This window comes from Chryseobacterium sp. JAH (assembly GCF_001507335.1).
Classification (GTDB): domain Bacteria; phylum Bacteroidota; class Bacteroidia; order Flavobacteriales; family Weeksellaceae; genus Chryseobacterium.
In genome coordinates this window covers 90,152-102,713 of sequence record NZ_LMAH01000008.1, presented here as the reverse complement: position 1 = coordinate 102,713, position 12,562 = coordinate 90,152, and the positions used below count along the sequence as shown (strand labels likewise).

Here is a 12,562-nt window from a genome sequence, read left to right as displayed (position 1 = left end):
TAACTGCAAACTAAAGTTTGCGGTTATTTTTTTTAAAAAACCCGGGAAAACACAGTACCTTTCATCGGGAAAAACACTAATTATATTACATTTTTTTCGGTAATTTGTGAAACTAATTTTAACAAACAATCATGGGAACAGAGCAAAATGACGATAACGGTAGACAAAACCAGTCTATTTCTCCAAGCACAATGCCTGCTGATTTTATTCAGGAATTGATTCATAATTACCGCAACAATCAATTAAGATTTATCAATGATAATTTAGGAATTGGTGATGCTCATTCGATTTGGTTTGATCTTGAAACCGTTAAAAATTTTGTTGCAGAAATCGAGAAACAAGCACGTTTGATTAGCCCTACATGTCCTGATAAAGATTTGGGAATTCGTTTCTATTACGCAGCTTATTCGGAAAACCCTACCGACCCTATTCCCGAAGATTATGCCAAAAAACATACATTGGTGATGATTCCAACGAAAAAAGAAGACGATGGTACCGGAACAATGCTAAATTTTGATTTTAACCCTTTTGAATCCGATTCAGAAAGAGATACAGAGACTGCGTTAGCAATAACAGCCAGACTGGGAAGAAATGCTATGGCACAAAACCACGGAGACTTAATTCCACCAGGATCTTCTACTGTAGAGTTTTACTAATACATATTGAATGACCGAGTTTCAAATTTTACTGCAAAACTGCATGAGAATTAGCGAAGGTATTGCCGCTTTGGCATCGATACTTTTATATAAAAAAATTAGACAAACGCATTACCGCTACTTTTCATTATTCCTGACTATTATTTTCTCCTGCGAACTGCTTGCAAAATATGGAATAGAATATATTTCATTTTCTAAAAATATAATGTACAATTACTTTGTCATTCCATTGGAATTCATTTTTTTCTTTTGGTTGTACGCTTATAAATCGCTTAATCAGAAAATAACATTCTGGATTTTCATCGCATTGTTTACATTGTCATATATCGTGACCCAGGTATATTTCGTCACAAACAAACAAATTTTCCCTTTCAATTATACCTTTGGTAGCTTACTTTTGATGATTTTGGTGATAATGGAATATTACAAACAGATTAACTCAGATAACATTCTTAATTTTGCTAAAAACAGGATGTTTTATATTAATCTCGGCGTAACTTTATTTTACATAGGCACACTCCCGTTTTGGGCGTTCTACTTCCAGTTATTCGAACATCCGGAAATATGGAATCTCTATTTTAATTATTTTTTGATTTCGGGGATTGCCATGTACCTTCTATTTGCAAGTTCATTTATATGGGGAAAACAGAGCTACTCTTAACGATTATACTATTCAATACTTTTTTTGCAATGTTTATTGTTGCAGTGATGATCTATATACGAAAATACAAGCAGAGAAAAGTAGAATATCTAAGTGAAATTAAGCTTAAAAATGAGGTTCACCAAAGAGAACTTTTAGCCACTCAGCTAGAGATTCAGCAGTCTACAATGCAGCAGATCGGGCGTGAACTTCATGATAATATCGGTCAAAAGCTCACTTTAGTCAGCCTTTATACTCAACAGATGCTCTACGAAAATAAAGTTACGGAAGTAAGTGAGAGAATTGATCAGGTTTCACAAATCATTAATCAGTCTTTGCAGGATTTGAGAGCGCTTTCGAAAACTCTTACAGATGACAACATTAATCAGAAAGAAATTATAACATTAATTGAGGAAGAGGTTGATCACATCAATGCCTTAAAGAAATGTGAAATTCATTTTGAACATCAAATGGATCATCTTGAGCTAGATTTTGTTCATAAAAATGTACTTCTCAGAATCACTCAGGAATTTATTCAAAACAGCATCAAACATTCTCAATGCAAAAACATTTTCATTAAATTAAAAACTACTGAAGAAAATCTATGGGAACTGAATGTCAAAGATGACGGAATCGGTTTCGATACGTCAAAAACGCTTTTTAACGGAATAGGGCTCACCAACATGAAAAACCGTGCAAAAATCATCGGGGCAGATTTCAATTTAGTAAGTGATATAAATTCCGGAACTCAACTTAATATCTCTTTTAAAAATCAGGCATGAAAAAAACAATAGTAATCGTTGATGATCATCTGCTTATCGCAAAAGCTTTGGAAGGAATTATTGATAATTTTGAAGATTTTCAGGTAATCTATGTTGCAGAAAACGGACAAGATCTGATTGAGAAATTCCAAAGCAATCATGAAATTCCTGATATCATTTTAATGGATATCAGTATGCCGATTATGGATGGATTTGAATGTGTACTCTGGCTCAAAAAAAACCATCCCGATATCAAGGTAATGGCCTTAAGTATGCAGGGCGATGACAAAAGTGTCATTAAAATGATAAAAAACGGTGCAAAAGGATACCTTCTGAAAAACACCCATCCGAGAGATCTCGAAGAAGCTCTTATCAGATTAAAAGATGATGGATTTTTCTATCCGGAATGGGCTTCAAAAATCATTTTTTCAAACATCAACAATGAAAATACCAGCGAAAAGTCTGTAAAGATTTCCGACAGAGAAAAAGAATTCCTTACCTATACAGTTACAGAATTAAGTTATAAAGAAATTGCCGAAAAAATGTGCTGCAGCCCTCGAACTGTAGAAAGTTACAGAGATCAGCTCTGTGAAAAATTAGAGTTGAAAACAAGAGTCGGATTGGCTGTTTTCGCTTTAAAAAATGGATTTGCAGAATCTTAGAACGATCTCTTTCCTCTGTATTTGAAAACACTCTCTATCTATTTATCCGTGAGGATTATTCAAAAAAAAAGAAGCTTAAAAGCTTCTTTTTTTGATTTTGATAAAAAAACATCAAGTTATTTTATATTCACTAGCTCTACATCGAAAATGATTGTAGAACCTGCAGGAATTGCAGCTCCCGCTCCTTGATCTCCATAGGCCAGATCTGAAGGGATGTAAAATCTGTACTTAGATCCTTTGCTCATGAGCTGGATTCCTTCCGTCCATCCTTTGATCACGCCTCCCAAATTAATATCCATTGGTGCGCCTCCATTTTTTTCGGTAGAATCGAACACAGTTCCATCCATCAATTTCCCGGTATATTTTACCTGTACAACATCCGATGCTTTTGGTTTTGTATTACCATCACCTTCCTGTAATACCTCGTACTGTAAACCTGAAGCTGTAGTTTTCACTTTAGGGTTGCTTTTGTTTTTCGCAAGAAAATCTAGACCTTTTTTCTTATTTACATCTGCCTGTGCCATTGCTGCAGATTGTTTTTTGTCATTCTGCTTCTGCATAAATTCTTGCATGAAAGTATTCATTTCTTCAGCGGGCATCAGCTTAGTTTTCCCTTCCATTTCTTCTTTGATAGCCTGAGCCAAAAGATCTGCATCTACCTTGAAGCCTTCTTGCTTCATATTTTGAGCAATGCTTAAACCTATATAATAAGATGCTTTTTGGTCATCTGTATATTTGCTATCTTCTTTTGCTTCACTTTTCTGAGTACATGAAATGCTAAATATTGCTATGCAAAATAATGCGATAGTCTGTCTTTTCATTTGATAATTTTATTATTGATTATTAACCGCTGCAAATCTATCATTTATTAGAGAAACTTTACTGCTTTGAAGAATTTTTCTATTGCAAATTTTTCAAATTATCCTCAGGTGTGTAATCCATAAAAAGTCCACCTTCTAAAAGTACAGACTTTACTTTCTTTTTTGTTGAAAGAGAAATCTCCGCATTTTTCTGATCCTTTTCCCAGATCTGAGGTGTATAATGAGTTTTTTCAACCGACCTATCTTCATAAGTCACAACGACATCAAAAGGAACCGCAAAACCACCTACATTATCAATTTTCAACATAAGCTTACCTTTTTGCTGACTTGCATTTTTGATTTTTAAATCAATATAATAATTAGTGTAAAACCAATTGTTGAAAAACCAGTTCAGATTTTTTCCCGATCCTGTATTCATCGAATAAAAATAATCCCACGGAATCGGATGTTTCCCATTCCAGTTATTCATGTAATGATGTAAAGCTTTTTTAAACAGATCGTCGCCTAGATAATCTTTTAATGCCAGATAAGAAAGAGATGATTTCACATAAGAATTATTGCCGTACCCTGCTCCGCTTACCTGAGTACTCATCGTAATAATCGGTTGATCCTGTTCTGCTGAAGCATCATTGATCCATCTTTTAACGCGGAAGTTTTTATAAAATTTTTCGGCGGCATCTTTTCCGTTCTCATCAATTCCAATTAAATATTCCAAAGTCGTTGCCCAGCCTTCATCCATAAAGGCATAGCGGGTTTCGTTAATTCCCATATAAAAGGGAAAATACGTATGCGCAATTTCATGATCCGCCGTCAGTCTTGCATCCTGCAAATCATCTGGAATACTTGTATCGTTGATCATCATTGGATATTCCATATCCGCATACCCCTGAATTGCTGTCATCACAGGATATGGATATTCTACACCCGGCCAGTTTTTTGAAAACCAATCCAGATTATACCGCATCCATTCTACATAATGTTCAAAATCTTTTGCACCGGCTTTATAACCGGCCTGAACACTTGCTCTTTTCGTTTTTAGCTGAACACTCGAACCATCCCAGACATAATGATTGCTCAAAGCAAAACAGAAATCTGTAATGTTATTAGCCTTGAATTTCCAGACATTCCATTTGTTATTCTTGGTGACTTTGCCTGATTTCATTTCTGCTTCACTGGCAATGTGAATGATTTCATCACTTGTAAGAGAAGATTTAAATCTGTTTACATATTCAGTCTGCAAAACCTCTTCAGGATTCAGAAATTCACCAGTCGACCAAACAACATAATTCTTCGGAGCAGAAATCGCAAAAGAATAATCATTAAAATCATTGTAAAACTCCTGTCGGTCGGAGTGAGGAAGCATATCCCAACCATTGTAATCATCATATACAGAAATTCTTGGGAAAGAATAAGCGACATAAAAAGTCTCAGGATCAATTTGTCCTTCACGTCCGCTTTGTACAGACAGTGGATATTCCCATTCAATTTTTACTTCAGCTTTTGATTTCGATTGTAAAGCTTTGTTTAGTTTTACTTTTTCCACCGTTCCCCAACTTTCGCTGTTGACATTGTACACAGAACCGTCAACGATGAAAGATTTAATTTTTAGACCAGATGAAAGAAAATCTTTTGACACCGAGCCAGATCGCGGAGATTCTGGTTTGTGCAGATTGTTGACAAATCGTATTGCCAATTCATTCAAATCATTCGGACTGTTGTTACTGTAAACAATCGTTTCTTTACCCGAAACAATCTTCGTTTTAGCATCTACTTTTACCTCAACATTATAAATTCCTTTATTCTGCCAGTAGTTTTTTCCCGGTGCTCCGGAAATATCGCGCGTTCCGTTTTCGTAAGCTTTTTTAATATTTCTCGGCATATACAGTTCCTGTGCGGAAATATGTACAGATAAAGCCATAGTGACCAATCCCAAAAGAAATCTATTCATATTAAATTTTTAAATAATGAATTTCAAAAATAGGGAAAATGTAATAAAGACTTTTGAAAGATTAAAAGGCGGTTAAATAAATTACCCTAATGAAATAGCTCTCAAATGTACAAACTGAGCTGGTGAAAATCTACATTCTTCCCTGTTCATCAGCTTTTTTAATTGCCTTAGCATTTTTCACGGATTGATTTCCAAAATTAAATTTCACAGAAACAGAAACACTTTGTGTATCCCGGTAATCGATGAAATAGTTATCCTGATTGGCATATTTGGTTTTCACCTTTTCACCTGATGTTCTAAAAATATCATTAAAAACGAGACTTGCCTCAAGCTTTTTGTCGAAAAACTTCTTGCTCATGACCAAGTATGCAGACGAAGAGCTTGAAATTCTAAATGTACCCTGAATGGATGGCGAGTTGTAACGATGTCCCAATTCTAATTTCCAGTCACTGTTTTTGTCTAAAGTGAAATTTGTGGAAATGTCAGAAACCCAGTTCCAGACCTTGTTTTTATACAAAATATCGTCAACGCCGATAAAATAATTTTCGTTGTGCTCAAGGTTTTCAGACAAACTCAGACTCCACCAGGATTTGATTTGAAAATTTTTATAGACACTTAATCCAAACGCCTGACCTTTTTCAATATTGGTAAAATTATAAATCAAATTGTTGGTGCTTGGCTCCTGATACGAGATTTCCATTGACGGGAAAATTTCTTTTCTGTAATACAAATCCAGATTCCATTCTTTCCAGGTGTAGGTAAAATTGAGGTTATGGATAATAGTCGCTTTCAATTTTGGGTCACCCTGAAAATAAGAGAACAAATTGTAATATGATTTCGCAGGATTGAGCCAAGAATAAGAAGGTCTGCTGATACGTTTTCCATAAGACAACCCGAACTGATGATCACTGGAGGTCGTGTATTGTACGTAGAGTGTAGGAAAGAATTTCCAATAATTGTTTTTATTCACTTCAAATGGCTCTGAAACCAATCCTTCCAGATCTGTTTTTTCTGCTCGCAATCCTGCTTTGAAATTCCATTTCCCGGGATTGTAGGCCAATGAAGTATAAAGTGCAAAATTGTGTTCTTTATAATCAAAAACGTTGCTTTTATCAGATCTGTATTGTAATTCTCCGTTTTCGTTATCCGCAAAATCGAGTTGGCTGTTGGTTTTTACAAAGCTGTATTTTCCACCGGATTCTACTTCCCACTTTTCATTTTTCCACTGATAATCTGCTTGTGTAGAATAGAGTTTAACATCACCTTTATTATTAGTTACAAAATTACTTTCCGTTGGAGACTGGTTCACAAAATCAAGATAAGTTAGGACATCCTGATATTTCTGTGCATTGTTTCCTGCAAAGTAATTCGTCCAGGTTAACTTACTTTTCTCATTTAATTTTCTGTCTGCCTGAATGCTTAGCGAATTATTGATAATTCTGGAATGATGATCATTGATGGTTGTATAATTGGATTCCACTTTATTTTGTATGTCATAAATCAAAGTCGGCACGGTGTAAGTTCCAAAGGATTTTGGACTAATAAATCCTGAATAATTTAAACTCACATTCGTCAAACTGTCGATCTCATATTCCAGATTAAGATTGACAGTATTCTGGCTCATGTTCTCATCCTTCCTATTCATTGTACTGATCCATCGGGTCTGATCCTCAACGTAATTTACGTAATCTGTACCTTCACGATAATAGGTTCCGCTTCCGAAATAGTAGCTTCCCATCACCGAAAGTTTATTTTTTTTATAATACTGAGAAAGTCCAGCTATTCCTTTTGCATACTGACTTTGAATATATTTTGAGCTCAGAACACCACGATATCCTTCAATTTTATTTTTCTTCATCACGATGTTGAGAACCGCACTTCCCGAAGCTTCGTATTTTGCAGGCGGATTGGTGATAACTTCTACAGACTTTACTTCATCACCCTGAGTATTTTCCAGTAAATTTTTCAGTTCATCACCTGTGAGCATCACTCTTTTATCATTAATGGTTACAATGATACTCTGACTACCTTTGATGGCCAAAACGTCGTTTCCGGCGGTGACTCCCGGAGTTTTTTTGAGGATTTCCCAGGCATTCAGTGACGAAATATTGCTGTTTTCTACATTAAATTCTAAACGGTCTATTTTTCTTTTCACCAAAGGTTTCTGTTTGGTCATCACCACTTCCTGAATTTCCTGAATATCCTTTCTGAGGATAATCTGTAAGCTTTCTTTTTGCTCATCCAAGTTCAGATTTTTTTCCAACTGAGCATATTCTAAATCTTTGATGATTAATTTTACATTGTTCTCGTTGATGCCTTCCAACACAAAATTTCCGTTTTCATTGGTGGTTACCGTTTTTAATAAAACATTCTGCGAATTGTAAACTTCTACAGAAACTAATGGCAGTTTTTCGTTTTGAATGTTTGTAATCGTGCCTTCGATCTTACTTTTTTGCGAAAACAAAAGGGCCGGAAAGAATAATGCAATGAGAAATTTATACATGAGGATTTTTTTAAAGTTTTAACAGTCAGAAAATTCTATTTCTTCTTGTACAAAAGTCTGCAATGCCCAAAAGAATTTAGGTTAATGGAAGGTTAATGAAGGGTTAATGTCTGTTGGGGAAAACATGAATACTTTATCTTTGTTTTAATGATTTCAAAAAGCAAAAATCTTATCGCTCTGTTTGCTACTTTATTCCTTCTTCTTTTGGGGATTCAGGGGTACTTTATGTACAAAACCTATCAGGTAAAAGAGCGTGAAATATACCGTACAGTACATAAAAGACTGACAGATTATACAGATCGCCTAGAAGACAAAGGTGGACTAAAAAGAGTACACGATGATACAGTACAAGCCATTTTGATCAGTTTTAAAAACAAGAAAATTACCCGTGATGAATTTCTGAATCTTTTCGATAAAAACAGGATTGCCACCGAAGAAGAGTTCAGCCAATACGTGGATGATCAGTTTAGAGATGAAGGCTTCGAAGTTGCCGTAAAAATTGAATACTCTTCTATTATTTTCAATCCCACAAAAACAAATCTTATTACAAAGCCTATCGTGATTTACGAAACTGAAAAAAAAGTAAAGAAAGCAGGGATTTTAAACACAGGAACCTGGGAAACCACTTCAAAATCGACCAATTCTGACAATAAAACAGTAACCAGAAATGACAGTTTCTCGGTAAAAAGCACAACGGGATACGAAATTTTAAATATAAAAACAGTCATCTTCAGAGAGCTAACTTTACTTTTTTTATGCTGTATTGCTTTGCTTACAAGTGTTTTAGTCTTATATATTTTCACCATTAAAAATCTGATTAAGCAAAGAAAACAGATTGAGGTTCTGCATACTGTAGTCGATAACATTTCACATGAGTTCAAAACACCGATTGCTACTTTAAAGATTGCTTCAAAGACTCTTAAAAAGAATCTTAGTCAAGAAATCCTACCGGTAATTGATCGACAGATTACTCGTCTCGAAAATCTGCTTGTTCAGATTCACAAAGAAGAAAACACAGAGGAAACAATTTTCATCCGACCTAAAGATTGGGACTTTTTCATTCAGGATCTGGCATTTACATATCCTGAGTATGAATTTAAACTTCAAAATAATGTTGAAAAGGAACTTCCTTTTGATAAAAACTTAATGGAAACCATCATTAAAAACCTCTGCGAAAACAGTGTAAAATATGGTGCTTCTGAAATCGACATCCATATCACTGACCAAGAAAAACATTTAGAAATAAACATTGCTGATAACGGAGAAGGAATTGCGAAGAACGAAGTAAAAAGTATTTTCGAAAAATTCTACAGAATACAATCCAATAACATTCACAACACGAAAGGTTTAGGATTAGGACTCTATTTTGTCCAGAAAATAGTTTCAAAATATCACGGGAAGATAGATGTAAAAAGTGAAATAAAAGTCGGAACACAATTTAAAATAAAATTGCCTTATGAATACTAAAATTCTTTTGGTAGAAGATGATTCTGACTTTGGGATGATTCTGAAACAATATCTGGAATTGGAAGATTTTGAGGTTGTTTGGTTTCAGAATCCGGAAGATGTTGTCACTATTTTAACTTCAGATTTCCCGTATCACATCGGTATTCTAGACATTATGATGCCGAAAATGGATGGCTTTTCTCTGGCGAAAATCATTTTAAAACAGAAACCACAGTTTCCACTTCTTTTTTTAACCGCTAAAAATCAAAAAATCGACCGACTAACAGGTCTGAAAATTGGTGCAGATGATTATTTGGCAAAGCCTTGTGATCCTGAAGAATTGATTTTAAGAATTAAGAATATTCTGAAAAGAACCACATCGAATAACCCAAACACTCAGCTGAAAATCGGAGACTATATTTTAGATTCAGACAAGCTGTTACTCATTCACCCCACAGGAAATATCCGTTTAACCATGCGTGAAAAAGATCTGTTAATTTATCTTTCACAGCACAATAATCAGATGATCAAGCGTAATGATATTCTTGATAATTTATGGGAAATTAATGATTATTTTACAGGACGAAGTCTTGATGTTTTCATCAGCAAACTTAGAAAATACTTGAATAATGACCCCACTATAAAAATTCTTTCAGTAAGAGGCATTGGCTTCGAAATCAATTTTCCTGAAAGATAAATTTTGTATAAAAAATTAGCTTCATCCGATTTGAACAAAGCTAATCATTTATTTAATTATTTTTAAAACTGCAAATCTGTCAAAACCGGAAAATGATCCGATGGATACAGCAGATTTTCTCGTCTGTCGTTAATGTGTCGGTGAGATTTTATTTTAAAACCTTTCACAAAAATATAATCGATTCTGTTTTTCGGAACTTCATTGACATTGAAACCTGTAAACGTTCCAACAGGACCATAATGTTTCTTTTCAGCATGGTAAAAAGTATCTTCCAAATTTTGAGATAGAATTTTCACAGGCTCCGAATCTTCGGTTAAATTAAAATCTCCCGTTAGAACCAAAGGAAAATTTTTAGGATTTAATTCTTTTGCTTTTATCAGGATCAACTCAGAAGATTTCACTCTTGCGATATTTCCGATATGATCAAAATGAATATTCATTGCTAGAAATTCTTTCTTAGACTTTTTATCTTTAAAAACAGCGTAAGTACAAATTCTGTTTAAAGCTGCGTCCCAACCTTTTGAAGGTTTTTCGGGAGTTTCAGAGAGCCAAAATGTTCCAGATTTCACAATTTGGAGTTTTTTGGTATCATAAAAGATTGCAGAAAACTCTCCTTTCTCTTTGCCATCATCTCTTCCAACACCCACATAATCGTAATTTTGCAAATCCATTTTTATATCTTTCATTTGCTCTGGAAGCGCTTCCTGAACACCAAAAAAATCAGGGTGATAATACGTTAATAAATCTGCAACATCCTTTTTCCTGTTCGGCCATGCATTTTCCTTATCGGAATCGACATTCAGTCTGATATTAAAGCTCATTACCTTGAGATCCTGAGAAAAACTTAGTGCAAAACACATCAGCAATACGATTGAAAATCTGAAATTCATAATATTTAATTTAGAATTAAAAAACAAAAATAAAACTTCTCTGCTACAGAAAAGCTTTATTATATTAATTATAGTGTTAAATTATCTTGATCTTCTTCGATGCTTTCGCAAAATTTTTCAAAGTCCTTTTCGGAAATTTTGTTATCACTTTGCAATTTTATAATTCCTATACTTTTATAATGATCCAAAAATTCAATTTTTTTTTCTTTAAGACTTCGTCTAAATTCCTCCACATTAATATCTTTTTTAAGAACAGCCAAGTAGATTTTCATTTTTAAATTATTTGAATTAAGCCGCTTCCGATATCTCTGTATTTCAAACCTTCAATGGGTTTTGCATTGGTTTCTATCAATTCCCAGATTTCTTTTGCGGTCTTATCAGGAAACTGCTCCATATATAAGGCTGCAAGTCCGGAAACATGAGGAGTTGCCATACTCGTTCCGCTTAAACCGAAATAATAGTTTTTGTTTTTTGCGTTTTTAGGATAGCTGCTAAAAACATCAACTCCCGGAGCACAGACGTTTATATTTCCGCCGGTTGACGGATTCAAACCACCATTTGAGAATTTCGCTACTCTCATTTGTCCGTCAATTGCTGCAACCGCCATAATTGAAATAGAATTTGCAGGCGCAGAAACTGGTTTCGGAATAGCAGGTCTACTGCTGTCGTTTCCTGCTGCTGCAATGATAAGACAGTTATTTTCAAGCGCTCTTATGCCTACAGTTTCAAAAAGTATGGAAGGTTTTTCGTTTAGCTGTACTGGAGCGGCAAGTGAAAGTGACAGCACTTTGAATTTTTTAGAAATTGCCCAATCGATAGCATCAACAACACTGCTGGTGGTTCCTGAACCTTTATTTGACAGAACTTTGGCGATTTTCAGATTGCAATCTTTGGCTATGCCATAACGTTTTCCTGTATCGGCTCTTAAATTTCCTGCAGAAATCCCTGCACAATGCGTTCCGTGCCCATTTGGATCTTTGTTCCATTCTTCTCCTTCGATGAATGATTTACCTTCAATGTCTCTTGATGCAAAATCGGGATGCGATAGATCCAACCCAGTATCTAAAATACAAAGGTCAATTGCTTTTCCTGTATATAATGCGTTTTCAATTCCTACAGCTTTCAGTCCCCATTCCATTTCCACAAAATTTTTGGGTGGAATAGGTTTATTGTTTAGGTATTGCTCGAGTTCATTAATTTTATCTGAAAATTCTGCGGATTTTTTCTTTAGTTCGCTGATAATTTTCCTTTCATCTGCAGGAAAAAACTCTCGTTCCTTTTCAAAATAAATGATAGGATTCGACTCGTCTATCATTGCTTTTTTAAGCTGATCTTCATCCATATTTTCAACAACGACCACTCCCAGATTTTTATACAAAACTCCATTATCACTATCAATAACTTCAAAAGACCGGTTATCCTTTGAAAGAAATTCTGAGGAAGTGATGCTTACCTGAAGTTCATTTTCCACTTTTTTAAGGGACTTTTTCTCCTGATTTCTAAGCAGGACGATATATCTTTCTTTTTCCATGGTTATT

Annotated in this window: 12 protein-coding genes; 6 read left to right on the top strand and 6 right to left on the bottom strand. The window is 34.7% G+C overall.

Features of this window, described 5'->3' with window-relative positions; all coding sequences use genetic code 11:
- Positions 1–131: 131 nt before the first annotated feature.
- From AR685_RS15515 to AR685_RS15500, 4 genes are read left to right on the top strand one after another with little or no spacing between them, the layout of a single operon-like run.
- On the top strand, positions 132–656 hold the full coding sequence (locus tag AR685_RS15515) for a hypothetical protein (RefSeq protein ID WP_059125103.1): 525 nt from the start codon (positions 132–134) through the stop codon (positions 654–656).
- A 10-nt stretch (positions 657–666) separates the two neighbouring features.
- On the top strand, positions 667–1,317 hold the full coding sequence (locus AR685_RS15510; protein ID WP_047446934.1) for a hypothetical protein: 651 nt from the start codon (positions 667–669) through the stop codon (positions 1,315–1,317).
- On the top strand, positions 1,293–2,078 hold the full coding sequence (locus AR685_RS15505; protein ID WP_047446936.1) for a sensor histidine kinase: 786 nt from the start codon (positions 1,293–1,295) through the stop codon (positions 2,076–2,078). Before AR685_RS15510 ends, AR685_RS15505 begins: the two co-directional genes overlap by 25 nt.
- Complete coding sequence (locus AR685_RS15500) at positions 2,075–2,719, top strand: response regulator transcription factor (protein WP_047446938.1); 645 nt, start codon at positions 2,075–2,077, stop codon at positions 2,717–2,719. Before AR685_RS15505 ends, AR685_RS15500 begins: the two co-directional genes overlap by 4 nt.
- A 116-nt stretch (positions 2,720–2,835) precedes the next feature.
- On the opposite strand, the gene AR685_RS15495 is transcribed toward AR685_RS15500, so the two are convergent.
- The 3 genes from AR685_RS15495 to AR685_RS15485 all read right to left on the bottom strand — a co-directional run bounded on the left by AR685_RS15495 (position 2,836) and on the right by AR685_RS15485 (position 7,991).
- Positions 2,836–3,540, bottom strand: coding sequence for an FKBP-type peptidyl-prolyl cis-trans isomerase (locus AR685_RS15495; protein ID WP_047446940.1), 705 nt, complete (start codon positions 3,538–3,540; stop codon positions 2,836–2,838).
- A gap of 79 nt (positions 3,541–3,619) precedes the next feature.
- Complete coding sequence (locus AR685_RS15490; RefSeq protein ID WP_059125102.1) at positions 3,620–5,488, bottom strand: M1 family metallopeptidase; 1,869 nt, start codon at positions 5,486–5,488, stop codon at positions 3,620–3,622.
- Positions 5,489–5,618: 130 nt separating this feature from the next.
- On the bottom strand, positions 5,619–7,991 hold the full coding sequence (locus AR685_RS15485; protein WP_047446944.1) for an outer membrane beta-barrel family protein: 2,373 nt from the start codon (positions 7,989–7,991) through the stop codon (positions 5,619–5,621).
- A gap of 147 nt (positions 7,992–8,138) precedes the next feature.
- On the opposite strand from AR685_RS15485, the gene AR685_RS15480 reads away from it, so the two are divergent.
- Both AR685_RS15480 and AR685_RS15475 read left to right on the top strand, forming a co-directional pair.
- Positions 8,139–9,458: a sensor histidine kinase gene (locus AR685_RS15480; RefSeq protein ID WP_047446946.1), complete on the top strand. Its 1,320-nt coding sequence runs from the start codon at positions 8,139–8,141 to the stop codon at positions 9,456–9,458.
- The gene (locus AR685_RS15475; RefSeq protein WP_047446947.1) at positions 9,448–10,134 is read left to right on the top strand and encodes a response regulator transcription factor; all 687 of its coding nucleotides are present in this window, start codon (positions 9,448–9,450) and stop codon (positions 10,132–10,134) included. The genes AR685_RS15480 and AR685_RS15475 overlap by 11 nt, the downstream gene beginning before the upstream one ends.
- A gap of 62 nt (positions 10,135–10,196) precedes the next feature.
- Here the strand turns inward: AR685_RS15475 and AR685_RS15470 are convergent, their stop codons facing one another.
- The 3 genes from AR685_RS15470 to AR685_RS15460 form a co-directional block, all read right to left on the bottom strand.
- Complete coding sequence (locus AR685_RS15470) at positions 10,197–11,024, bottom strand: endonuclease/exonuclease/phosphatase family protein (protein WP_047446949.1); 828 nt, start codon at positions 11,022–11,024, stop codon at positions 10,197–10,199.
- 68 nt (positions 11,025–11,092) lie between these two features.
- Complete coding sequence (locus AR685_RS15465; protein ID WP_059125101.1) at positions 11,093–11,296, bottom strand: hypothetical protein; 204 nt, start codon at positions 11,294–11,296, stop codon at positions 11,093–11,095.
- Positions 11,297–11,298: 2 nt separating this feature from the next.
- The gene (locus tag AR685_RS15460; protein WP_052188052.1) at positions 11,299–12,555 is read right to left on the bottom strand and encodes a S8 family peptidase; all 1,257 of its coding nucleotides are present in this window, start codon (positions 12,553–12,555) and stop codon (positions 11,299–11,301) included.
- Positions 12,556–12,562: the final 7 nt, after the last annotated feature.